This window comes from Stenotrophomonas sp., assembly GCF_032099025.1.
Lineage (GTDB): Bacteria > Pseudomonadota > Gammaproteobacteria > Xanthomonadales > Xanthomonadaceae > Stenotrophomonas.
On the sequence record NZ_DAMCID010000009.1, the window covers coordinates 1,699 to 24,202 of the forward strand.

Here is a 22,504-nt window from a genome sequence, read left to right on the forward strand (position 1 = left end):
GCGGCCGGCACTACCGCGGTGGGTTGCCTTGGAGCCGGCCAGCGGCCGGCACTACCGCGGTGGGTTGCCTTGGAGCCGGCCAGCGGCCGGCACTACGTCATAGCGGGGTTGCTTTGAGGGTCTGCTGCAGCACATGCCGCGCGCCGGGCGCCAGGGTGACCACATCCGGCCCGGCGTTGGCCGCTTCAAGGCAGACGTAATTGCGCCACCCGGGGCCGACGTCGGCCATCTTGGCCGCGCCCGCTTCGCCCGGGTTCCACGCCACCAGGGAACGGCTGCCCTGGGTGGTGATTTCGATGCTGCGCTTCAGGCCCGGGTCCTTGAGCAGGTAGCGGCCACCGGCCTGGGTATAGATGCGGTCGCTGCGGCCGGGGTCGCGCGGATCATTGAGCGACCAGTCGCCCTGCTGGGTGCGTGGGGTGGCGTAGTTCTCGAACTTGTCGAGGTAGCTCAGGCCGTCCAGCCCGGACACAGTGACCTGCATGGCGTCACTCACCCGGAAGTAGTTGTGCAGGGCCTGGGTGAAGGTGACCGGTTGGCGGCCGGTGTTCTCGGTGGTCAGGCGCTGCTCGAGGGTGTGGCCGATCCGCACCTGCATGCTCAGGCGCAGGTCCAGGTTCTCCAGGGTCGGCGGCGCCAGGGTCAGCACCACCGTGCCATCCGCCTCGCGTTGTGCGCTCTGCAGCGTCCAGGGCACGTTGCGCACGAACCCATGCGACGGCACATCCGTGCCCTGCCCCTGGCGACCGAAGTACGGCCAGCACACCGGGCTGCCGCCGCGGATGGGGGTCGGCAGCGCCTGGGCGGTGGGCGACAGCCACATCACGTCCTGGCCGCCCTTGGGGACGAACGACAGCAGCTGCCCACCGAACACGGAGATGGCGGCGCTGGCCAGCGGCGTTTCCACCTTCCAGGCTGGGAAGCCCTGGACATTGACGATGCTGAGCCCGTCGAGCTTGGGCAGGGCGGCGGCGGGGGCGGCCGGCGACTGCACGTAGCGGGCGTGGTTGGGCGGCAGGGTGAACACGGTGCTGGCAGGCATGGCGGTCGACGTAATGGGAAGTGGAGGGGCGGTGCGCAGGGCGGTGAGGATGCGTTGGCCGGCGCGACCGTCGGGGGTGGCCCAGCCCAGGCGCTGCTGCTCGATCTGGATGGCGCGCCGGGTGGCGGTGCCGACCATGCCGTCGGCAACGCCGATGTCATGACCACGGGCGAGCAGCAGGGTCTGCAGTTCACGTCGTTCGGTGCGGCCGATGCCAGGGTCGTCGGTGGGCCAGGCCGCGACGATGCCGGGGCCACCGCGCAGGCGGTCGGCCAGGGTGGCGATGGCCAGGGCATAGCTTTCGGCAGCGTTGTAGGCGTAGATCGCGTCGTAATTGCGGAACACCAGCCAGGCCGGGCCCTTGGCGCCGGTGGGCAGCAGCAGCGCCGCGTTGGCATCGGCCGGCAGCTCCGCAGGTGCAAGCGGCCCGCCGGCAACGGGGGCAATGCCCAGCGCGCGCCAGGCGGCCAGCGGCTTGCGCTGGGTGCGTCCAGCCAGGGCGGCGTTGAACCCCGGCGGAATCTTCACCTCGATGCCCCACGGTTGGCCGGTGCGCCAGCCGGCCTGCTTGAGATAGTTCGCGGTGGAAGCCAGTGCATCGGGAATGCTGGCGACCAGGTCGCGACGGCCATCGCCGTCGCCGTCCACCGCGATGCGCGCATAGGTGGAGGGCATGAACTGGGTATGGCCGAAGGCCCCGGCCCAGGAGCCGGTGAGGCCATCGGCACTGAGATCGCCGGCATCGAGCAGCTTCAGCAGTGCCAGCAGCTCACCACGGAAGAACGGCTGGCGGCGGCCGTTGCAGGACAGGGTGGCCAGTGACTGCAGCAGCGGCCGCTTGCCGAACACGCGGCCGTAGTCACTTTCCACGCCCCAGACGGCGACGATGGTGGCGGGATCGACACCGTATTGCGCTGAAACCGTGGCCAGCAGGTCGCGGTGCTGGGTCAGGCGGGTACGTCCATCGTCGACCCGCTGCGTATCCACGAGCGCGGCCAGGTAATCCCACAGCGGCGTGGTGAACTCCGGCTGCGCATCCAGCAGCGGGAGCACGCTCAGGTCAGGGGTGAGCCCAGTCGTAAGGCGGGTGAAACCCTCGGCACTGACGCCCTGCTTGAGCGCCTGCGGCTGCAACGTGGCCAGGCAGCGCTCGAAGTCGTCCTGCGGCGCGGCGGCCAGCGGGGCGCTGACCAGGCACAGCATGCCCAGCAGCCAGCCTGTTGAAGACCTCATTGGCGGAAATCCTTGCAGCCAAGTGGACCTGCATCATAGCGGCAAGCCGCGCGTTTCAGGCCCGCTGCAGCAGGCGCAGGCCAAACGCTGGATCGGCCGCGTTCCACTGCGTTCGTACCCGCAGGCCCGCTTCGGCGGCCAGCGCGGCGAAGGTCGCATCGGTGTATTTGTGGCTGTATTCGACGGTCATCGCCTCGCCTTCGGCGACATCGAAGACGCGGCCGCCGACATGCACCCGCTGTGCGCGGCGACTGACCAGTTCGGTTTCGATACGCAGGCGCGGCACGCTGTAGCGGGCGCGGTGATCGAAGCCGTCGAGGTCGAAATCGCTGCCGATCTCGCGGTTGAGGCGGCGCAGCAGGTTGAGGGTGAACGCGGCGGTGACGCCGGCGGCGTCGTTGTAGGCCGCTTCGATGAGCGCCGGGTCCTTGTGCAGGTCGATGCCGATCAGCGCCAGGCCGTTGGGGCCCATGGTCTGGCGCATGGCATCAAGCAGCGCGACGGCCTCGTCGTGCGCGAAGTTGCCGAGCGTGGACCCGGGGAAGAAGATCAGTCGACGCGCCGGCTCCCGTTGCGGTTCGGGCAGATCCACCGGGCGGGTGAAGTCGGCGCAGACCGGCAGCATTTCGATCTCCGGCAGCGCCTCGGCCAGCCGTGCGACGCTGTCGAGCAGGGCCGCACGCGAGATCTCAATCGGTGTATAGGCCACCGGGTCGGCCAGCGCATGCAGCAGGTGTTCGGTTTTGCGGCCACTGCCGCTGCCCAGCTCCACCACGTGCAGGCGCGGACCCACGGCGCGCGCGATGTCTGCCGAGACGGACTGCAGCAGCTGCAGTTCGGTGCGGGTCGGGTAGTACTCGGGCTGGCGCGTGATCTGCTCGAACAGGGCCGAGCCACGCGCGTCGTAGAAATACTTGGAGGGTAGCTGTTTTGGTGACTGCGACAGGCCCTGCAGGATGTCGGCGGTGATCCGCGCGCGATCGGGCTGCAGGTCGGTCAACGCGTCCAGGGCATCACTGACAGTACTCATGCGGCGTCCCTCGCCAGGCGCAGGCCGGCGAACTGCCAGCGCGCCGACGGTGCGAAGAAATTGCGGTAACTGGGGCGGATGTGGTCGGCCGGGGTGGCGCAGCTGCCGCCACGCAGCACCCATTGGCCACACATGAACTTGCCGTTGTATTCGCCCAGGTTGCCCTCGAACGTGCGGAAGCCCGGGTAGGCGCCGTACGCACTGCTGGTCCATTCCCATACATCGCCGAACAGCTGCACGTGCGGCCCGGGGGTACCGTCGTCGTCCGGGGCAGCCGGGTGCAGACGGTCGCTGTCGGCGAAGTTGCCGCGCGGCGCCTGCCCGGCGGCGGCGGCCTCCCACTCGAACTCGGTAGGCAGCCGCGCCCCCGCCCAACGGGCGTAGGCGTCGGCCTCGAAGTAGCTGAGGTGGCATACCGGCGCGTCCGGGTCGAGTGCGCGCCAGCCGGCCAGGGTGAACTCACGCTCAAGCGCATCGTCCCAGTACAGCGGGTGCTGCCAGTGCTCCTGCTGGCACAGGGTCCAGCCCTCGCTCATCCAGTGGCCCGGCACGGCATAGCCGCCGTCCTCGACGAACCGGCGGAATTCGGCATTGCTGACCGGTCGATGGGCCAGGGCATGGGCAGGCACCAGCACGCGGTGCACGGGCGACTCGTTGTCGTAGGCGAACTCGGCATGGGCGGGCCATGCAGGCGCCCCGATCTCGATGATCTGCTCGGGGCTGTGCACCCACGCCAGCGGCGACGCGAGACCCGGGCTGCGCACCAGGTCGTCGCGGTACGCCGGCTGCAGGGGATTGCTCCACAGCGCATGTTTGATGTCGGTAAGCAGCAGCTCCTGGTGTTGCTGCTCATGATGCAGGCCGAGCAGCAGTTGCCGCCGCGCCTGCTCGTCGAGCGCATCGGCCTGCAGCGCCGCGATCACGCGCTGGTCGACGTCGCTGCGGAACTGCAGCACCTCCTGCAGCGCCGGGCGCGAGAGCAGGCCACGCTGCGGCCGCGCATGGGCGGGGCCGATGCTCTGGTAGTAGCTGTTGAACAGGTAGTGCCAGTCGGCATTGAACGGTGCGTAGCCGGGTTGGGTGGCCAGCACGAAGCGCTCGAAGAACCAGGTGGTATGGGCCAGGTGCCATTTGGCCGGGCTGGCATCGGGCATGCTCTGCACCATGGCATCTTCAGCGCTGAGCGGCGCGGCCAGGGCCACGCTGCGTGCGCGCACCTGGGCATAGCGGGCGGCCAGTGCAACGGTTGCAGCACTGGCGGCGGATCGGGACGGGGTAGCGACGGCGTTCATCGCGATCAGGATCGGTGACCGCTGGTGAGCGCGACGTCATGGCCCGGCTCACATCCTGTTACATCGCTCAAGTTGAATAGGCGCGTTGAACAGGCACGGGCCGCGGGTGCTGACCTGTCTGGGGGTCGGCCTGGCGCGCATTCCCAAGGATTCACGCCCGGCGCAGCAGATAGAGGCCAAAGGCGGGACCGGTGGCGCACCAATCGGCACAGATGCGCAGATTGGCCATTTCGGCCATCGTGGCGAATTCCGCTTCGCTGTATTTGTGGCTGTAGAACACGTTGATTGCCTGGCCGTTGTCGAACGCGAAGCGGTGCGCGCCAATACACACGTTCTGGGCACGCAGGCTGACCAGCTCACCCTCGATGCGCCGCGTTGATGCGTGGTAGCAGGCACGATGGGCGAACCCGTGAAGATCAAAGTCGCTGCCGAGCTCGCGGTTGAGGCGACGTAGCAGGTTGAGGCTGAGGGCGGCAACAGCGCCGGCGGCATCGTTGTACGCCGCCTCGATCATCGCCGGTTCTTTGTGCAGGTCGACACCGATCAAGGCCATGCCGTCAGGTCCCATCGCATGGTGCATCAGCCGCATCAGGGCGACCGCGTCGCCGCGCATGAAGTTGCCCAGGGTTGCACCGGGGAAGAAGAGCAGCCGGCGCTGTGGTGCGCGTTGCGGCTTGGGCAGCGCCAACGGCTGGGTGAAGTCCGCACATAGCGGCAGCATCTCGACATCCGGCAAGGCGGCGCGCAAACGCAGGATGCTGCCCTGCAAAGCCGTGCGCGATATCTCCACGGGGGTGTAGGCGACCGGGTCGTCCAGCGCATTGAGCAGCAGGGCGGTCTTGCGCCCATCGCCGCTGCCCAGTTCCACCATATGCAGGCGCGGCCCCACCCACCGGGCGATACTGGCGGCATGCGCGCGCAGCAGGGCAAGCTCAGTGCGGGTCGGGTAGTACTCCGGCTGATGGGTGATGTGTTCGAACAACGCCGAGCCGCGCCCGTCGTAGAGGTACTTGGAGGGCAGCCGCCGCGGATACTGCTCCAGACCGTGCAGGACGTCGGCGCGCATCTGCGTAAAGGGGGTCGACTGGGCGTCCTCGCCGTGCCGTCGTGTGTGAGGTTTGCGCATGCGGGGTCCTGACGAAGGGGCAGGCAGTTCAGGCACCCACCTGATGGCATGTCGGAGACATTCGCTCAGGAAACTAGCATCGCGCTGCTGGCTGGAACGACGATACGTTCCGGTGCCCCACCGCAGTGGCGTTGACACGAGCCATGGACTGTCGGCATCGGTCCTACATGCGCCGGAGGGCGCAACTGCGTGCGTGCGCACGGCCAGCAGCGCGTGCTGGCGGTACGCGGCGCCGGGAGGGTTCAGGGCAACGCGTCGAGATAGAACCAGCGGTCGTGCGCGCGGACGAAGCGACTGTGCTCCTTCATCTTTACCGCGCTGCCGCCACCGATCCGGTAGCGCGCGGTGAAACGCACCTCGGCGTGGTCGGCATCGCTGCGGATGTGCTCGTGCACGGTCAGGCCCAGCCAGCGGGTGCGCTGCCCGGCCGGTTCGTCCAGCGACAGGGTTTCCGGACGGGTGTCGGGATGCCAGCTGGCCAGCAGGTAGTCCGGCAGCTGCTTGACGTAGGCGCTGTAGCGCGAGCGCATCAGGGCCTCGGCATCGGGGGCGGGATCGCCGGCGTGGTAGCGGCCGCAGCAGGTGATGTAAGCCGATGCAAGGCCGCAGGGACAGGGGTCAACAGGGGTCATGGGCACATTGTGCCCGGACGCACCGGCTTTATGGCAGGACCCCCAACGGAGGCCCGTGGCAATGCGTAGCGCCGGGCCCTGCCCGGTGACCGCGCGCCGCGCGGCCCAACCGCCCGGAGCCTGTGTACATACGACCACCGCCGTGCTTCCGGCGTCTAGCGTTGAACGAAGCCGTGCGTGGGGTGTCATGACCCTTGAGCGGAGAGCAGCCGACTAACAGTCGGCTCTACCCAGTCGGCTCTACCCAGTCGGCTCTACCCAGTCGGCTCTACCCCGTCGGCTCTACCCGTTACCGGTGGCCTGGGCGTATGCTGGCGCGCTTTCCGCCACGATGCGCTGCCGTGTTCGAGCTGGTTCCCCCTGAGCTGTTGTGGTTGGTGGCGATCGCCTTCATCGCCGGGCTGGTCGATGCGGCCGTGGGGGGCGGTGGGCTGGTGCAGCTGCCCGGGCTGTTCACGGTGCTGCCGCAGCACACGCCCGCCATGCTGTTTGGCACCAACAAGTTCAGTTCGATGTTCGGCACCGCGGCGGCGGCGTTCCGCTATGCGCGCAACGTGCGCTTCCCCTGGCGACCGGTGCTGTTCGCGGCAGCCACGGCGTTCGTGTTCTCGTTTGCCGGGGCCACGGCGGTGAGCCTGCTGCCCAAGGATGCGGTGCGGCCACTGGTGCTGGTGCTGCTGGTGGCGATGCTGGGCTACACGTTGTGGAAGAAGGACTTCGGTGCCCTGCACCGCCCCCGCGAAATCGGCCGCAGGGAGCTGGCCACGGCGCTGGCGATCGGCGCGGTGATCGGCTTCTACGACGGCTTCTTCGGGCCCGGCACGGGCAGCTTCCTGATATTCCTGTTCGTGCGCTTCTTCGGGCTGGACTTCCTGCGCGCCTCGGCCGCGTCGAAGGTGGTGAACCTGGCCACCAACGTCGCCGCGATCTCGTTCTTCGTGCCGACCGGCAACATCCTGTGGCTGTTCGCCGTGCCGATGGCGACGGCCAACATCATCGGTTCGGTGGTGGGCACCCGGCTGGCGCTGCGTGGCGGTACGCCGTTCATCCGCAAGCTGTTCGTGGGCCTGGTGGTGGTGCTGATCGCGCGGATGGGCTGGGACACCTTCGCCGGATAGCAGCGCGGGCCAGCCCGAAGGCTGACCCGTCCGTGGCTCAGCGCCGGGGCTTGGCCGGTTTCTTCGCCGCCTTGGGCGCGGCCTTCTTCACGGCTTTCTTTGCCGCTTTCTTCGCCGGCGCCTTGGTCGTGGCCTTGGTTCGGCGGGATGCCGGCACTGCTGCCGGTGCCTCCACATGCTCGGCCTTGACGTTGGCATCCTCGTCACCCGGGGCGGCGATCACGCCGTTGGACGTTCCCTCCTGGGCCTCGATCAGGTCAGGCGCCGCGATCACCGCCGGTGCAGGTGCCGCCGCCGTCTCGCCGGCACGCGCACGCTCGGGCAGCTTCAACCGCTTGCCCTCGTCGTCATACTCGATCAGCAGCACGCCGGAGTCATGGCGGCCGCTGATCTCCACGAAGCAGGCGCCGCCAATGAACGGCTCCAGCGTCATCACCGACTTCAGCGGGGTGGCCACGACCATCTGGAAACCGAAGTTGTCGAAGATGTTCATGGCCAGCGCGGTGAACTCGTTGTCGGCCTTGTCGAAGGCCTCGTCGAGCACCACGGCGGCGTAGCTGGGCAGCTGGCCGTCGGCGCCACCGAGCTGGTAACGCAGCGCGGCGGCCAGGCAGGTGGTGGCCAGCTTCTGGCGCTGGCCGCCGGACTTGCCCGCGCCGCTCCGATAGATCTCGACCTGCTGGCGGGTGGCGGCGTCGAGCTCGACGCCGACGAACTCCACGTGCAGGCGGACGTCCAGCACCAGTTCGCGCCAGCGCTTGTCCTCGCCTTCCTGGGAGCCCAGCTTGGCGACCAGCTCACGCAGGACCGCGAACTGCGCTTCGGCCAGCTCGCGCTGGTCGGTCTGCTGCTGGGACAGCACGTCGCGCAGGCGCTGGTGGAAGTCCAGCACCTCGGGCAGGCGGCGGTCGGTGAGTTCGATGGTCAGCAGCGTGCCGCGGTTGAACGGCACCTGTTCCAGCGAGGCATTGACCTCGTCCAGGCGCTGGGCGATGGACTTGCGCGCCTCGGCGGTATGGCGCTGCAGTGCGAGCAGGTTGTTCTTGCTCTGGCTCTGCAGCAGGTCGAAGAAGCGCGCCTCGTGCTGGGGCAGGCCGTCGTTCTCCAGCCGTTGCAGCCGGGCCAGGAAATCTTCGGCACTGGACAGGCTGACGGTGAAGTCGCCGCTGTCTTCCGGCCAGGCCTGGCAGTAGCGGCGGAAGCAGCCCAGCAGCAGGTTCTCCAAGCGGTTGTGTTCGGCCTGCGAGCTGCCGAGCTGTTCGTTGAGCGCGTTGCTGATCTGGCGGAAGTGGGCCTCCAGGTTCTCCAGGCTGAGCACGCCCAGGGCGGTCAGACGCTCGCCGAGGCCCTGCTGCTGCAGCGGGGTGACCACGCGCTTGGCCAAGGGCACGCACTGCTCGTGCAGGCGATCCAGGCGCTCGCGCTCACGGCCGAGCTGGCCGCGCTCCACGCGCACGTCTTCATAGGTGCGCTTGGCCTGGATCACGTCGGCGCGGGTCTTTTCGATCTGCTCGCCCAGCTTGCGCAGGTCGGCGTTCCCTTCGCGCAGGTCGTGCAGGGCTTGGGCGAGGTCGTCCAGGCGCTGCAGCGGCGCGGCCACGTCGATTTCGTCCCAGCCCAGCGTGCACAGCTGGTGGCACGCCAGGCGCGCCTTGCCGTCCTGCTCGCGCTGCGCACGCAGCGCGGCCACATCGCTGTCGCACGCGGCGATGCGCTGGGCCAGCTCGATCGCCTCGCGTTCGTACAGGTCCAGCTTGTCGCGGTTGTTGAACCCGAGCAGCCAGCGACGGCGGTCGCTGATGTTGTGGCGGTCGTCTTTTTCGAAGCGCTCGCCGGGATGCTTGACCTGGCCTTCCTTGGTGATGCCGCGGTCGGTATCGCGCAGGTGGCGCGCATCCACGCATTCGTAGTCGAAGCGTTTGGCCAGCTCGCGGCGCAGCCACGACGCGTAGCCGTGTTCGCGCAGGACCAGCTTGTTGAGCAGCGAACGCGCGCCGGGCTCGCGACCGTGCAGCGCGTCGTCGTTGCGGCGCACGCGGTAGTACACCAGGCGGGTGCCAAGGTGGGTCTGGTTGATCCAGTCCGAAACCTGGGCGTGGTGGCGTTCGTCGACCAGCAGCGACTGCGCGAAACCGTGCAGCACGCGTTCGATGGCGCCCTGCCACGCGGCATCTTCGTCGCGGACCTGCAGCAGTTCGCCCACGAACGGCAGGGCCGCTTCGGGAATGCCGGTATCGCTGCTCAGGCGCGCGCGCAGCTGCTGCATCGGCGCGGGAATGCTGGACGGGGTGCGCTTGAGCGCCTCCAGCTCCGAGCGCACCTCGGCGAAGCGCCGCTCGTCGTCGCGCTTGCCCCCCATGCGTTCGGCGATGGCCTCGTCCAGTGCCGCAGCGGCACGCTGGCCGTCATCCAGGCGGGTCTGCGCGCGGGCCAGCTGCTCGGCAAAGCCGTGCGCGGTCTCGGCCAGGGTTTCGCCGAGTTCGCGGCTGGCGTGGGTGGCCTGGCTGCGCTTGGCCAGGCGGCGGTCGCGTTCCTGGGCCACACGGCCCTGCTCGCGTTCCAGCTCCTCGATACGCTCGCCGCCCTGCTGCCGGCGCTGCGCCTCGAGCTCGGCCAGATGGCTTTCATGGTTGTCCAGCGCGCTGCGGCGCTGGCCCTCCTCGCCGGACAGGCCGCGGTCGCGGGTGTCCAGTTCGAGCAGGCGTGCCTCCAGCAGGGCCAGCCGGCGCTGCTCGCGCACGCCGTCGATGCCCAGCTTCATTTCGTCCAGGTCCGCGCGTTGACGGCGCAGCGCCTGCAGGTCGGCGTAGTGGCCACGTGCCGGCAGCAGGGTCTCGACCTGGCGGCGCGCGGTGACCACGGCCTGGTGGGCGCCATCGAGCTCGGCGAAATCGTCGACCAGACGCTCGGCGGCATCGAAGGTGCGCGGTGCGTCGAGCATGAAGTCGCGCAGGAAGACGTTCAGATCGCCGAGGTTCTTGGCGGACTGGGTCTTGTGCAGCAGGCGCAGCGCCATCTCGTTCTCGATCCCGAGCACGTGGCGGAAGCGTTCGGCGTAGCTGGCGAAGCTGTCGAAGTGGTGCACATCGCCCAGGCGCTGCTTGAGCTTGCGCAGGTCCAGGTCGAAGCCGCCGAGATCGCGCGCGATGTCGATGCTGCGCTCGGCCACCATGTAGTGCTTGCGCACATCGGCCGCGGCGGCCCCGTTGCCGGCGATCCAGAACAGCCGCACCAGGCTGACGATGCGGCCGTCGTTGCTGCGGTATTCCAGCACCAGCGCGGTCCAGGTGGCGCCCTTGCGCAGGTACTGCGTGGCGATCTCGCCGGTACCGCTGTCCTGCTGGTCGGCCCAGGCGCCGCGCACGTAGGAGACCAGGTTGCGGTCGCGGCCGCTGCGTTCGGCTTCACGCGCGGCGGCGTTGAAGTCGACCAGCGCCGGCGGCACCAGCAACGCGGACATCGCATCGAGCAGGGTGGACTTGCCCGAGCCGGAGCGGCCGACGAACAGGAAGCCACGCTCGGCGATCGGCACTTCGGTCAGGCCGGAGAACGTGCCCCAGTTGTGGACCTGCAGGCGGCGCATGCGGAACTGCTGCGCGCGCGGGTCGGGCTGGTCGCCGGGGAACAGGGCGGGTGCGGGAATGTGGACGGTCATGGCAGGGCTAGCAATCCAGGCAGGGCAGCGGCGCGCAGGCGCGCTCAGGCGTCGAGGTCGGCCGGCGCTTCGCGCAGGCGGCGGTACACCTGCACCAGGGCGGCGACATCTTCGGCGGAGAACATCAGTTTCAGTGCCGGTGACACTTCATGACGCGCATCGTCACCGCCGAGGCGGGTGAGGATGTGGTTGTCCTTCATCTTCTGCACCGCACTGGCGACGCGACGGTTGAAGCCGGCGCGGTCGGTGGAGAGATGGCGCTCGTAGACGGCCAGCGCTTCGGCCAGTCCGCCGTCTTCAACGACCGCGCGCACGCCGCGGGCATCGGCTTCGGCCAGCTGCTGGCGCAGGTGCAGCAGCAGCACCGAATCGATGAAGGTCAGCGGCGAGGTACGCAGCAGCACCGGTGCGTCGATGTCTTCGGTGTCGGCCTGGCGGGTGAAGGCCACGCCGCTTTCGCGGTCCAGCACCAGCTCCAGGAAGAGGTCGGCGAGCGCCGAGCGGATGGCCGCTTCGCTGCGGATCAGCGCGGGCCACAGCTTGGCGTGGCGCAGCTGGTCGATGCTGGGGCCGATCAGCAGCTGGCACAGCGCGCGGCGCCCATCCAGCGGGAGCCGCCCGGTGTCGCCCATGTAGAACACGTCATTGCTGCGCCGCGGCAGCGGCGTGACCACGACCGGCTCATCGTCATGCGCGTCCGCGCTGCCGTCGACCGCGGCGTCATTGGATTGTTCATGCCAGCTCATGGCGTTTCTCCTCGGTGAACCAGATCAGCGGAATGCGGGCGCGACGCCATTGGCCATCGCCGCCGCGCCATTGCGCGATCTCCTGTTGATCGGTGGCGACCTCGCCGTGGCGGGTGCCGAGGGAGAGATAGCCGATGATGCTGCCCAGCCCCTGCGGGGCCTCGCGGTGTTCGAGCACCTGCGCGATCGACAGCCGCGGCTGCGCGCCGAGCAGGTCGTGCAGGTCGCGGCGCAGGGTGCGGAAGTCGATTTCCGAGGCGGCCACCAGGTCGCCGACGCTCTCCAGCGAGATCGCGGCGGTCTCGTTGCGCTGCACGCTGCCGTCGACGTGCGCCTGGCGCGGATCGTGCAGTTTCCATTGCGACAGCGAGCGCAGGCGGCTGGTGCTGAGCTGCAGGTCGTGGCCGATGGCGCGCTGCGCCGGCACATGGTCGCGCAGCGACAGCGCCTCGCCCTGTGCCTGCTTGAGCAGCTGGTTGAGCCGGCGCTGCTCCAGGTAGCCACGGCTCTGCACGAAGCCGCGCAGGCTGCGGGCGAAATGCTGCAGCACGTCGTGGACCTGGCCACCGCGCTCGAGCATGGTGGTGGTGAAGCCGCGCAGGAAAGTGCGCTCGGTACGGTCGAGCTTGCGCGCGAAGCCACGGGCCAGCACGGTCTCCAGCGCGGCATCGAGCTGGGCGCTCTGCTCGGCGTCGTTGAGCAGCCGCCAGAACGCCTCGAAACTGCGCCCGGCGTCGCTGTCGCCGATCACGTCCACGCCTTCGAACAGCTTGGACAGCACGTCGCCGCGCTCGCCCTCGTCGTCGATGATGCGTTCGCGGAACTCGCGGTTGAGGCGTTCGAAGTCATCGCGCACGCGGCGGAAGTCTTCGGTGAGCTCGTCGGCCAGTCCGATGATCTGGCGGGTCCGCTCCAGCGCGCGCTTGCCATCCAGCGACGATACCTTGCCGCCGCTGACGCGGGCGATCTCGGCATCGATGCGGTCGCGCTCGTCGCGCAACGCGGACAGGCGTGCATCCGGATTGGACTCGGTCAGCGCGGCCAGCTGCGAGAGCTGCTCGATCACCAGTGCCAGGCGGCTTTCGGTGGCGGCCGCGCGCGCCTGCTCCAGGCTGTCGGCGAAGCGGATCGCCTGCGCGGCCTGGGTGGACAGTTCGTACTGCTCCTGGTCGGCGCCTTCCGGCAGGCGGCGTTCCAGCCAGCCCTGGGCCAGCCAGTGCGCGATGTACGCCTGCGCGGTGCGCGGCAGATCCCGCGCGAGCTCGTCGGCCTTGAGGTCATCCAGCGCGCGCTGCAGGCGCTCGTGCAGCACCCCGGTGGACAGGGTGCGCTCGTCCTGCATCAGCAGGCTCTGCAGCAGGCCGATGATCTCCGGCGCGTGGTCGGCCGCCAGCAGCTTCCACTGTGACTGCTCGCGCAGGTGGCGATAACGGGTAATGCGCTCGCGATGTTTCATGGTGCCCGGGGGTTCAGCGCTTGCCGCCCACTTCGATGAAGCGCAGGAACTCGGCACGGGTGCGGGCGTCTTCGCGGAAGCTGCCCAGCATCTTGGAGGTCACCATGCTCACGCCACGCTTGTGGATGCCGCGGGTGGTCATGCACTCGTGCGCGCCTTCGACCACCACGCCCACGCCGACCGGCTGCAGCACGTCCTGGATGCACTGCGCGATCTGCGCGGTCATCTTTTCCTGGACCTGGAAGCGGCGGGCATAGGCTTCGACCACGCGGGCCAGCTTGCTGATGCCCACCACCTTGCCGGCCGGCAGGTAGCCGACGTGGACGCGGCCGATGATCGGCGCCATGTGGTGTTCGCAGTGGCTTTCGTACTCGATGTCGCGCAGCACGATCAGTTCGTCGTAGCCGGCCACTTCCTCGAAGGTGCGCTCCATGTAGGCGCGCGGATCATCGCGGTAGCCACTGAACCAGTCGCCGTACGCTTCGGCAACGCGCCGCGGGGTGTCCAGCAGGCCTTCACGGGTGGGATCTTCACCGGCCCAGCGCAGCAGGGTGCGCACGGCCGATTCGGCATCGGCCTGGGTGACCGGGGTCGCGTCGTTGTCTTTCTTGCTCATTACATACAGCACCCGAAGGGGGGCAAGCATCGTACCCGACAGACCCCTCGGGCGTCCTCCGCCATCGGTGTCGGGCCCCGCCCGGTGAGGGTCCGTTGGGCCGCCGTTGGGCCGGGGGTATTGATAGGATCGTAATTAGTAGTATCCTATCTATCTGCCATGAAACGCTCCCTCGACGAACATACCCAGCTGCAGATGCAGCTCAGCTCCGGCCTGCTCCACTCAGGGCGGCAATGGCAGCGCCTGGCCGACCAGGCCCTGGGCAGCTATGGCATTTCAGCCGCGTGCACCATGCCGCTGCTGCTGATCGGCCGCGCCGGCGGGGGCATCCGCCAGGTCACGCTGGCCCAGCAGCTGGGCATGGAAGGCCCTTCGCTGGTGCGCCTGCTGGACAAGCTGTCGGCCAGCGACCTGGTCCGCCGCGAATGCGACGCCAGCGACCGCCGTGCCAACCTGCTGTGGCTCACCGACAAGGGGGAGGCGCTGGTCAGCGAACTGGAAACCGCGCTGATCGCCTTGCGCCAGGACGTGTTCGGGGCGCTGAGCACCGATGAACTGCGCACCGTGCTGAAACTCTGGACGCTGCTGGCCGACGCGTCCGAACGCGTGACGTAAGCCCCTGCCCTGCCCGCCCTCCCGGTGTTGTCCTGCGACGCCGTGGCACCCCCCTTTCCGCTTCCCTGCGAACTTCCTGCCCGATGTACGGTGAATTCAGTCTCTATGGTGTGTTCGTCCCGACCCTGCTCGGGCTGATGCTGCTGGCCTACCTGCTCAACAGCGGGTTGCGCCTGGTCCTGCAGCGCACCGGCGCCTACCGCCACATCTGGCACCCCGCCCTGTTCAACCTGGCCACGTACGTGATCGTGCTCGGCGGGTTGTTTTCCCTGATGCGTTGGATGCAATCGTGAACAAGATCCTCAAGCACACCGTCCCGGTCGTCCTGACCGTGGTCGCCGTCATCGCCGCCCTGCTGGTGCTGCGCCACCTGTGGTCGTACTACATGGACGAGCCGTGGACGCGCGACGCGCACGTCAGCGCCGACGTGGTCCAGGTCGCCCCGGACGTGTCCGGGCTGGTCGAGGCGGTGAAGGTGGCCGACAACCAGCCGGTGACGCGCGGCGAAGTGTTGTTCGTGGTCGACCGCGCGCGTTACCAGATCGCGCTGGAGCAGGCCCAGGCCGCACTGGGCGAGCGCCGCGCCACGCTGGAGCAGCTGCGCCGCGAGATCGCGCGCGACCGCAGCCTGCAGGACCTGGTGGCCGCCGAAGATGCCGAAGTGCGCCGCGCCAAGCTGCAGGCCGCCCAGGCCTCGATGGCCACCGCGCAGGCGGCGGTGGACCTGGCCAAGCTCAACCTGGCCCGTACCGAGGTGCGCAGCCCCAGCGACGGCCACGTCAACGACCGCACCGTGCGCGCCGGCGACTACGTCACGGCCGGGCGCCCCGTGATGGCGGTGCTGGACACCGGCTCGTTCCGCGTCGATGGCTACTTCGAAGAGACCCGCCTGCGTGGCGTGCACGCCGGGCAGAAGGTGGACATCCGCCTGATGGGCGAGGCGCAGCCGCTGCAGGGCCATGTGCAGAGCATCGCCGCCGGCATCGAGGATAGGTACCGCAGTGAAGGCTCCAGCCTGCTGCCGAACGTGACCCCGGCGTTCGACTGGGTGCGGCTGGCCCAGCGCATCCCGGTGCGCATCCACATCGACACCGTCCCCAAGGGCGTGAACCTGATCGCCGGGCGTACCGCCACGGTCACCATCGAGCCGGACGCCGCCGCCCCCACGCCGGCGCAACCGGCACGGGCGGCGCTGTGAACCGCCCGCCGCTGCACCGCATCTGCGCCGCCCTGGCCCTGGCCGGCAGCCTGGCGGCGTGCCGCACGGTCGGTCCGGACTACGCGGTACCGGCCGTCGCGGCCTTCCAGCGCCCCGCCGCCAATGCCGCCTTCATCGACACCGCCAACCCGCAGGTGGCGCCCGGCGCCGAACTGCCGGCGCGCTGGTGGGAGCTGTACCAGGACGCCACGCTCAACGGGCTGGTGGAACAGGCGCTGCGCGACAACGTGGAACTGAAGGTGGCCGATGCCAACCTGCGCCGCGCCGCCGCCGTCTACGAGCAGGCGCTGGATGCCGGCGGGTTCGAGTACGAGGCCGAGGCCGGAGTGAGCCGCGCGCAGCTGTCGGCCGAGTCGTTCCTGCTGGAACACGAACTGCCGCCGATCAACCTGGCCGACGGCAAGTTCGCGGTGTCCTACCAGTTCGACCTGTTCGGCAAGCTCAAGCGCGCCTCCGAGGCCGCACGCGCCGACGAGCAGGCGGTGGCTGCCGCCATGGACCTGGCGCGGGTTTCGCTGGTGGCCCAGGTGGCCGGCAGCTACGTGGAGATCTGCCACGCCAACCACGAACTGCACGTGGCCGAACATTCCCTGCAGCTGCAGCAGCGCAGCCGCGAAGTGACCCAGCGCCTGATCAATGCCGGGCGCGGCACGCCGCCGGAGCTGGCCCGCGCCAATGCCCAGGTGGCGATGCTGGAGGCGGCGCTGCCGCCACTGCGCGCGCAGCGCCAGGCCTCGGAATACCAGCTGGCCGCCCTGCTCGGCCGCACGCCGGGCCAGCTGCCCGACGGCGTGGATGCCTGCAGCCAGGCGCCGACCCTGGCCCAACCGCTGCCGGTGGGCGATGGCCGCGCGCTGCTGCAGCGCCGCCCCGACATCCGCCAGGCCGAACGCAGGCTGGCCGCCGCCACGGCCCGGATCGGCGTGGCGACCGCCGAGCTGTACCCGGACATCCGCCTGGGCGCTTCGCTCGGCGCGGCGGGCCTGCTCGCCGACATCGGCGAACCGCTGACCCAGCAATGGTCGTTCGGCCCGCTGATCTCCTGGACGCTGCCCTCCTCGGCCACCCATGCCCGCATCCACGCCACCGAGGCCGGGGCCGATGCCGCACTGGCCGAATTCGACCACAGCGTGCTGCAGGCCCTGCGCGAGACCCAGACTGCACTGAGCCGCTACGCGCACGACCTGCAACGGCTGCAGTCGCTGCAGGAGGCGCAGGCGCAGGCCGCACTCGCCGCCGCGCAGAACCGCCGGCTGTACCAGGGTGGGCGCACTCCGTACCTGTCGAGCCTGGACGCGGACCGCACCCTGGTCTCGGCCGATGCCACCCTGGCCCAGCAGCAGGCGCAGGTCTCGCGCGACCAGATCCAGCTGTTCCTGGTGCTCGGCGGGGGCTGGAACGCCGACGCGGTGGCCCAGGCGCCCGCTGTTGGTCGGCAGGACTGACCCATGCTGCTGCTCGACCGCCAGGCGTGGCTGTTCTCGGTGAAGACCTTCCTGGCCGCGCTCGCCGCGCTGTACATCGGCCTGGCCGGCAACCTGTCGCGCCCGTACTGGGCGATGGCCACGGTCTACATCGTCACCCAGCCGATGCTGGGCCCGACCCGCGCCAAGGGCGTGTACCGCATCGTCGGCACGCTCATTGCGGGGGCGGCCACGCTGTGGATGCTGCCGCACCTGGTGGAGACCCCGCTGCTGTTGAGCGCGGCGATGTCGCTGTGGCTGTCGGCCTGTCTGTTCATTGCGCTGCTCAACCGTGGCCCGCGCGGCTATGCGTTCCTGCTGGCCGGCTACACCACCGCGTTCATCGGCTTCCCGGCGGTGACCTCGCCGGACACCATCTTCGACACGGTGGTGGCGCGCAGCGAGGAGATCATCCTCGGCACGGTGGTGGCGGTGCTGTTCGCCTCGCTGTTTTTCCCGACCTCGGCGCGGCCGATGCTCAATGCGCGGATCAGCAGCTGGATGGGCGATGCGGCGCAGTGGTGCCGGCAGATCCTGCTGCGCGGCCACGCGCATGGCCCGCGCAACCGGCTGGCCGCCGACCTGGTGCAGTTCGAGGCACTGATCGAATTCCTGCGCCGCGACGATCCGCGCCATGCCGGCGCGGCGGTGTCGATGGAGCGGCTGCGCGAGCGCATGCTGCTGATGCTGCCGGTGCTGTCGTCCATTGCCGACCGGCTGGGTGCGCTGCGTGCCGGTGGCCGTGCGCTGCCGCCCGGGCTGGAAGCGCTGGTCGAGGACATCGCCGAGTGGCTGGAACGGCCGGGCCGCTCCACCGCCAGCGAGTACGCCACGCTGCGTGCACGCATCCTGGCCTTGAAGCCGGTCGTGGATGGCGAGCTGGATCACCTGCTGCTGGTCACCCTGCTGCTGCGGCTGGAGGAGCTGGTGGACCTGTGGCAGGACTGCGCCACCCTGCATGAGGCCATCGAATACGGCAGCGCGCCGCGCGACACCGCGCACTACCGGATCAACGCCAAGCGCCTGGGCGCTGCCCGCCACGTGGATTACGGCATGGCGCTGTTCTCCGCGGCCAGTGCCGGGGTGGCGTTGATGACCTACTGCGCGCTGTGGATCGGGCTGGGCTGGGAGGGCGGTGGCAACGGCGCGATGATGGCCGCGGTGGCCGCGGCGTTCTTCGCCGCGCAGGACGACCCGGCGCCGAGCATGCTGCAGTTCCTGCTGTGGGCGATCGTGGCCAGCCTGGTGGCGGCGGTGTACCTGTTCGGCGTATTCCCGGCGGTGCACGACTTCGGCAGCCTGGCTCTGGTACTGGCGGTGATCTTCCTGCCGCTGGGCCTGCTGCTGCACCGGCCGAAGACCGCGCTGATCGGGCTGCCGCTGACGGTCAACCTGGTGGCGCTGCTCAACGTGCAGAACACCTACAGCGCCAACATCCAGAGTTTCATCAACTCCTCGGTGGCGATGTTCATCGGGATCGGGTTTGCGGTGGTGATGACCCGGCTGTTCCGCTCGGTCGGTGCCGAGTGGACCGCCCGCCGGCTGGTACGCCAGGGCTGGACCACGCTGGCCGACGCCGCCGAGGGCCGTGGCCAGCAGGACCGCCAGCAGTTCGCCGCGCGCATGCTGGACCTGCTGGGCCTGCTGGCCCCGCGCCTGGCCGCCACCCCCGAGGGCAGCGACATCGCCTCGGTGGACATGCTCACTGAAGCGCGTATCGGTCTGAACATCCTGCAGCTGCGCCGGGCGCGGCATGGACTGCCGCCCGCCAGTTCGCAGGCCATCGACGCGATCCTGGACGACGTGGCCACGCATTACCGCGCCCAGGTCGCCCAGCGCCGTCCGCTGCCCGCGCCGCCGGCATTGCAGGCGAAGCTGGATGCCTCGCTCGCGCGCGTGCAGACGGTGGATGCCGGCAAGGCCCGCGACGAGGCATTGATGGGCGTGCTGGGGCTGCGCTACGGCCTGTTCCCCGAACGCGCGCCGGCCGGCGACGCGTTGACGCCGGCCTCCCTGCCCGCCGCACCGTGAGCGACGGCGGCTCGCCGCCGCGTTGATTGATCGCGACAAGCGCGTGCAACCGCACGCGCGATGGCAGGGAGGCGCCGTGGCTATACAGCAGGTGCACCCGGCACCGATGCGGTCCGTGGTGTTTTCCCACGGAGAACGCACATGCACGCCCCCGCCGTCCCGGTTGCCGCCGCTTCCCCCGCCACCGATCCGCTGCCGCCCCTGCCCCCGGTGCACTGCCTGGGGCTTGCACTGCCGCGCATGCCGCAGCGACGCTGCGCACCGCGCCTGTTCCGGATGGAGCAGCTTGGCCTGCCGCCGGCCTTCCTCGACGTGCTGGCCGCGCAGGCCGACTCCCTGCCGTGGGATACCTGGGATGTGGCGCGACGGCGCCGGCAGATGCTGGAGCGCTACCGCAGCATCCTCGACGGCGGCCAGCGCCGCCTGCTGGATGCCTGCGCCGGCGACGCCACCGACCCGTCGTGGACAGCGCTGCTGGCTGCCCTGCCCTGCGTGCTGCGCGAGGCGCTGCTGCGGATCCGCCCGCACCGGCGGCGCAGCCTGCGCAAGTACCGGCTCCGCCGCCAGGCCACCCGCTGCTGGCAGCTGCAGCCCCTGGCCGATACCCGTTTCGAGCAGCCGGCCGTCGCCGGGCGCACCGCCGTGCGCCACTTCGCCGCGATCCCGACGGCACTGACCTACCACCCGGACATGCTGCGCTTTGTCGCCGGCATTGCCGAAACCATCCACGCCCAGTGCGGTGCCACTGCGCTGGAGATGGCGGTGCACCAGATGCTGACCCTGGCCGACGGTGACACGGCGACCGATCCGGCACCGGAGGGACTGCACCAGGACGGCGCGGATTACATCGTGTCGGCGCTGGTGGTGCGACGCCGTGGCATCCAGGGCGGGCTGTCGCGGGTGCGTCGCGGTAGTGCCGGCGCCGTGCTGCTGGAGCACGCGCTGGAGGAAGGCGAAGGCATCTTCCAGCCCGATGCCGGATCGCCGCTGTGGCATGAGGTGTCACCGATCCGCGCGACCACCGCGGGCCAGTCCGGCCAGCGCATGATCCTGGGCATCGACGCCCACGTGCTGGCGGACGCGCCGGCATGAAGGCCCGTGTCACGCGGCCTGCAGCGGGCGGGGCAGGCGCACGGCGGCCCGCCCCATCGCCGTGGCGCGGGCGGATGCTGAAGCTGCTGCACCTGGTGGCCGAGCAGGCCCTGCCGCTGACCATTGCCGGGGTGTCGTTCGTGATCGCGCTCGATGCCTGGATGTCGGCGCGCCCGGTGCTGTGGGAGCAGCAGCGCGCGCTGGCCTCGGTGTCGATCGCCACCGAACTGGAGCACCGCGCCGACGGCGGCGTGGACAGCCGCAGCACCATCACCATCACCAACGTCGGCGAGCTCAGTTTCGCGGTGCTGGATGTACAGATCGGCATGGCCGCCGAAGACGGCGTGCAGGCCGCGTGGCTGCAGAACTCGCTGCTGCGCGAGGCGACGGTGCCACTGCCCATCGGGCTGCGCCCGTTTCACCTGGAGCCCGCCCGCGACGGGGCCAGCGCGCGCTTCGCGTTCGACGACAGCCGCTCGGGCTGGCATGCGGTGGACCCCGGTCGCACCGTGGAGCTGGTCTTCGTGCAGCCGCTGCGCGGCCAGGGGCATCTGGATATCGGTGTGGAGGTCTTCGCCCAGCCGCTGCGGATGGCCGCACTCGCCGAGCAGATCACCACCGAACGGGTGATCGCCGGGCACCGCCGCCATGTGTTTCCCGAATCCGGCGAGGGCGAGGTGTCGGACCTGGGCGTCTTCCCGTACACCGCCTCCAGCGTGGTGGTGGTGCCGGCCGAACCGGCGCATGCACCGCGTCCGGCGCCGGCGGCGCGCCTGCGGGCGAAACGCCGGAACGAGCCGGCAACTCCCTGAAACACCGCGCCGCATCGCATCTTCGCCGCCGCCCTATACCTGTGCTGCGCAGCGCTGCCGCTGCGCGTTGCCACGGAGGCTGCATGCACACCCCTGATTCCCGTTCTCCGCCGCCCACCGACCCGGACGAGCGCGCACGCGCGTACCGGCAACACTGCATCGCCGCCCTGCTGCGCGGCCTGGCGGTGCTGGTGGCCATGCTGCTGTCACTGCTGCTGGCCCTGTTCGCGCCCGCGCCGGCGGCACACGCCGCCGAGGCACCGCCGCGGGTGGTCGCGCTGCACGGCCACCTCGAGCTGGACTACACGCTGACCGTGCAGGTGGACCAGCTGGCGCAGTGGGCGATGGAGGGTGATCCCCGGCAGCTGGTGCCCTTCATCGACGGCCGTGCGATCACCGGCAACACGCCCGAGGCCATCGACCTGGTGCACGGGCGGCTCATGTTCCACCTGCGCATCAGCGACGACAACCGCGCGGTCTGGACGGACCTGCTCGGTGCGCCGGAAGGCCTGCGCCGCCCGGTGACCTTCAGCGTCGGGCCGGCCGATGGCGCGCCGTTCGATACCGCACTGACCGGCGGCCAGCGCGTGCAGCTGACGGTGATCTCGCCGGTGTACGGCGGCATCGCGCTGGCGCTGGTGGTGGTGACGCTGGCGGTGTTCGTGCAGCTGGCGCGCACCACCAGCATCATCCGCAAGCCCGGCCCCGGAGCGACCCAGCCGTACGACCTGGGCCGCTTCCAGATGGCGGTCTGGTTCTTCCTCATCTACCTGTCCTACACCGCGATCTGGCTGGTCACCGACGCCACCGACACCATCCACCCCTCGCTGCTGGCCCTGCTCGGCATCAGCGCGGGCACGGCGCTGAGCGAAGCGGTGATCGACGCCGGCGCGGCACCCGCACAGGACGCGCGCGAAGGCGGCCTGCTGGCCGAACGCGAGCAGCTGGTGCCGCAGCTCGGCGCGCGGAGCCGGTGGCAGGACGCCGATGCCGACGTCGACGCACGCACCCGCCAGCAGGCGGCACGGCAGCGCGTGGCACAGATCGACCAGCAGCTGCGCACGCTGCATGCGCAGGCACCGGAAGCGATATCGCAGGGCCTGCTGCATGACCTGTTGTCGGATGCACAGGGCTACCGCTTCGATCGCTTCCAGATCTTCGCGTTCACCCTGATCCTCGGCGTGATCTTCCTGTCCGATGTCTACAACAACCTCAGCATGCCCGAGCTCAGCCCGACCCTGCTCGGCCTGATGGGCCTCAGTTCCGGCACCTACATCGGCTTCAAGCTGCCCGACCGCCGCTGAACACCCCGCGCCGCGACGCGGC

The 22,504-nt window shown here is 69.8% G+C and carries 18 protein-coding genes; 9 read left to right on the forward strand and 9 right to left on the reverse strand.

Annotated elements, in window-relative coordinates; all coding sequences use genetic code 11:
• Positions 1–97: 97 nt before the first annotated feature.
• The 5 genes from RT456_RS08115 to RT456_RS08135 all read right to left on the reverse strand — a co-directional run bounded on the left by RT456_RS08115 (position 98) and on the right by RT456_RS08135 (position 6,355).
• Complete coding sequence (locus RT456_RS08115) at positions 98–2,275, reverse strand: lytic murein transglycosylase (RefSeq protein ID WP_313344919.1); 2,178 nt, start codon at positions 2,273–2,275, stop codon at positions 98–100.
• Positions 2,276–2,330: 55 nt separating this feature from the next.
• Complete coding sequence (gene egtD / locus RT456_RS08120) at positions 2,331–3,305, reverse strand: L-histidine N(alpha)-methyltransferase (protein WP_313344921.1); 975 nt, start codon at positions 3,303–3,305, stop codon at positions 2,331–2,333.
• Positions 3,302–4,597 (reverse strand): ergothioneine biosynthesis protein EgtB, encoded by a 1,296-nt coding sequence (gene egtB, locus RT456_RS08125; RefSeq protein ID WP_313344923.1) that lies wholly within the window; start codon positions 4,595–4,597, stop codon positions 3,302–3,304. Before egtB ends, egtD (RT456_RS08120) begins: the two co-directional genes overlap by 4 nt.
• Positions 4,598–4,748: 151 nt before the next feature.
• Positions 4,749–5,723, reverse strand: a complete 975-nt coding sequence (egtD, locus tag RT456_RS08130; protein WP_313344926.1) for an L-histidine N(alpha)-methyltransferase — start codon at positions 5,721–5,723, stop codon at positions 4,749–4,751.
• A 242-nt stretch (positions 5,724–5,965) separates the two neighbouring features.
• Positions 5,966–6,355, reverse strand: coding sequence for a YchJ family metal-binding protein (locus tag RT456_RS08135; RefSeq protein ID WP_313344929.1), 390 nt, complete (start codon positions 6,353–6,355; stop codon positions 5,966–5,968).
• 341 nt (positions 6,356–6,696) lie between these two features.
• Between RT456_RS08135 and RT456_RS08140 the strand changes: the two genes are divergently transcribed.
• Positions 6,697–7,473 (forward strand): TSUP family transporter, encoded by a 777-nt coding sequence (locus tag RT456_RS08140; RefSeq protein WP_313344932.1) that lies wholly within the window; start codon positions 6,697–6,699, stop codon positions 7,471–7,473.
• Between the two features lie 37 nt (positions 7,474–7,510).
• Here RT456_RS08140 and RT456_RS08145 read toward each other — a convergent pair whose 3' ends face one another.
• The 4 genes from RT456_RS08145 to folE are packed head-to-tail and all read right to left on the reverse strand — an operon-like array spanning position 7,511 to position 13,946.
• On the reverse strand, positions 7,511–11,128 hold the full coding sequence (locus RT456_RS08145) for an SbcC/MukB-like Walker B domain-containing protein (protein ID WP_313344934.1): 3,618 nt from the start codon (positions 11,126–11,128) through the stop codon (positions 7,511–7,513).
• Between the two features lie 44 nt (positions 11,129–11,172).
• The gene (locus tag RT456_RS08150) at positions 11,173–11,874 is read right to left on the reverse strand and encodes a DUF4194 domain-containing protein (RefSeq protein WP_313344936.1); all 702 of its coding nucleotides are present in this window, start codon (positions 11,872–11,874) and stop codon (positions 11,173–11,175) included.
• On the reverse strand, positions 11,861–13,330 hold the full coding sequence (locus RT456_RS08155; protein WP_313344939.1) for a DUF3375 domain-containing protein: 1,470 nt from the start codon (positions 13,328–13,330) through the stop codon (positions 11,861–11,863). The genes RT456_RS08150 and RT456_RS08155 overlap by 14 nt, the downstream gene beginning before the upstream one ends.
• Before the next feature lie 13 nt (positions 13,331–13,343).
• Positions 13,344–13,946, reverse strand: a complete 603-nt coding sequence (gene folE / locus RT456_RS08160; protein ID WP_038691614.1) for a GTP cyclohydrolase I FolE — start codon at positions 13,944–13,946, stop codon at positions 13,344–13,346.
• A gap of 159 nt (positions 13,947–14,105) precedes the next feature.
• On the opposite strand from folE, the gene RT456_RS08165 reads away from it, so the two are divergent.
• The 8 genes from RT456_RS08165 (at position 14,106) to RT456_RS08200 (ending at position 22,482) form a co-directional block, all read left to right on the forward strand.
• Positions 14,106–14,561 (forward strand): MarR family transcriptional regulator, encoded by a 456-nt coding sequence (locus RT456_RS08165; RefSeq protein WP_313344942.1) that lies wholly within the window; start codon positions 14,106–14,108, stop codon positions 14,559–14,561.
• A gap of 83 nt (positions 14,562–14,644) precedes the next feature.
• Complete coding sequence (locus tag RT456_RS08170; RefSeq protein WP_313344944.1) at positions 14,645–14,854, forward strand: DUF1656 domain-containing protein; 210 nt, start codon at positions 14,645–14,647, stop codon at positions 14,852–14,854.
• Positions 14,851–15,759: an HlyD family secretion protein gene (locus tag RT456_RS08175; protein ID WP_313344947.1), complete on the forward strand. Its 909-nt coding sequence runs from the start codon at positions 14,851–14,853 to the stop codon at positions 15,757–15,759. Before RT456_RS08170 ends, RT456_RS08175 begins: the two co-directional genes overlap by 4 nt.
• Before the next feature lie 11 nt (positions 15,760–15,770).
• Positions 15,771–17,225, forward strand: coding sequence for an efflux transporter outer membrane subunit (locus tag RT456_RS08180; protein ID WP_313345248.1), 1,455 nt, complete (start codon positions 15,771–15,773; stop codon positions 17,223–17,225).
• Between the two features lie 3 nt (positions 17,226–17,228).
• A complete protein-coding gene (locus RT456_RS08185; protein WP_313344950.1) occupies positions 17,229–19,274 on the forward strand; it encodes an FUSC family protein in 2,046 nt (681 codons plus the stop codon).
• Between the two features lie 141 nt (positions 19,275–19,415).
• Positions 19,416–20,366, forward strand: a complete 951-nt coding sequence (locus RT456_RS08190) for a 2OG-Fe dioxygenase family protein (RefSeq protein ID WP_313344953.1) — start codon at positions 19,416–19,418, stop codon at positions 20,364–20,366.
• 74 nt (positions 20,367–20,440) lie between these two features.
• Complete coding sequence (locus RT456_RS08195; RefSeq protein WP_313344956.1) at positions 20,441–21,178, forward strand: hypothetical protein; 738 nt, start codon at positions 20,441–20,443, stop codon at positions 21,176–21,178.
• Between the two features lie 83 nt (positions 21,179–21,261).
• On the forward strand, positions 21,262–22,482 hold the full coding sequence (locus tag RT456_RS08200; RefSeq protein ID WP_313344958.1) for a hypothetical protein: 1,221 nt from the start codon (positions 21,262–21,264) through the stop codon (positions 22,480–22,482).
• The last annotated feature ends 22 nt before the right edge of the window (positions 22,483–22,504 follow it).

What these genes read in the sequence shown, in the direction of transcription:
- egtD (WP_313344926.1), bottom strand. Translation starts at nt 5,723, where the DNA reads ATGCGCAAACCTCACACACGACGGCACGGCGAGGACGCCCAGTCGACC.
- egtB (WP_313344923.1), bottom strand. Translation starts at nt 4,597, where the DNA reads ATGAACGCCGTCGCTACCCCGTCCCGATCCGCCGCCAGTGCTGCAACC.
- RT456_RS08135 (WP_313344929.1), bottom strand. Translation starts at nt 6,355, where the DNA reads ATGACCCCTGTTGACCCCTGTCCCTGCGGCCTTGCATCGGCTTACATC.
- RT456_RS08185 (WP_313344950.1), top strand. Translation starts at nt 17,229, where the DNA reads ATGCTGCTGCTCGACCGCCAGGCGTGGCTGTTCTCGGTGAAGACCTTC.
- RT456_RS08170 (WP_313344944.1), top strand. Translation starts at nt 14,645, where the DNA reads ATGTACGGTGAATTCAGTCTCTATGGTGTGTTCGTCCCGACCCTGCTC.
- RT456_RS08115 (WP_313344919.1), bottom strand. Translation starts at nt 2,275, where the DNA reads ATGAGGTCTTCAACAGGCTGGCTGCTGGGCATGCTGTGCCTGGTCAGC.
- RT456_RS08155 (WP_313344939.1), bottom strand. Translation starts at nt 13,330, where the DNA reads ATGAAACATCGCGAGCGCATTACCCGTTATCGCCACCTGCGCGAGCAG.
- folE (WP_038691614.1), bottom strand. Translation starts at nt 13,946, where the DNA reads ATGAGCAAGAAAGACAACGACGCGACCCCGGTCACCCAGGCCGATGCC.
- RT456_RS08195 (WP_313344956.1), top strand. Translation starts at nt 20,441, where the DNA reads ATGCTGAAGCTGCTGCACCTGGTGGCCGAGCAGGCCCTGCCGCTGACC.
- RT456_RS08150 (WP_313344936.1), bottom strand. Translation starts at nt 11,874, where the DNA reads ATGAGCTGGCATGAACAATCCAATGACGCCGCGGTCGACGGCAGCGCG.
- egtD (WP_313344921.1), bottom strand. Translation starts at nt 3,305, where the DNA reads ATGAGTACTGTCAGTGATGCCCTGGACGCGTTGACCGACCTGCAGCCC.
- RT456_RS08165 (WP_313344942.1), top strand. Translation starts at nt 14,106, where the DNA reads ATGAAACGCTCCCTCGACGAACATACCCAGCTGCAGATGCAGCTCAGC.
- RT456_RS08200 (WP_313344958.1), top strand. Translation starts at nt 21,262, where the DNA reads ATGCACACCCCTGATTCCCGTTCTCCGCCGCCCACCGACCCGGACGAG.
- RT456_RS08145 (WP_313344934.1), bottom strand. Translation starts at nt 11,128, where the DNA reads ATGACCGTCCACATTCCCGCACCCGCCCTGTTCCCCGGCGACCAGCCC.
- RT456_RS08190 (WP_313344953.1), top strand. Translation starts at nt 19,416, where the DNA reads ATGCACGCCCCCGCCGTCCCGGTTGCCGCCGCTTCCCCCGCCACCGAT.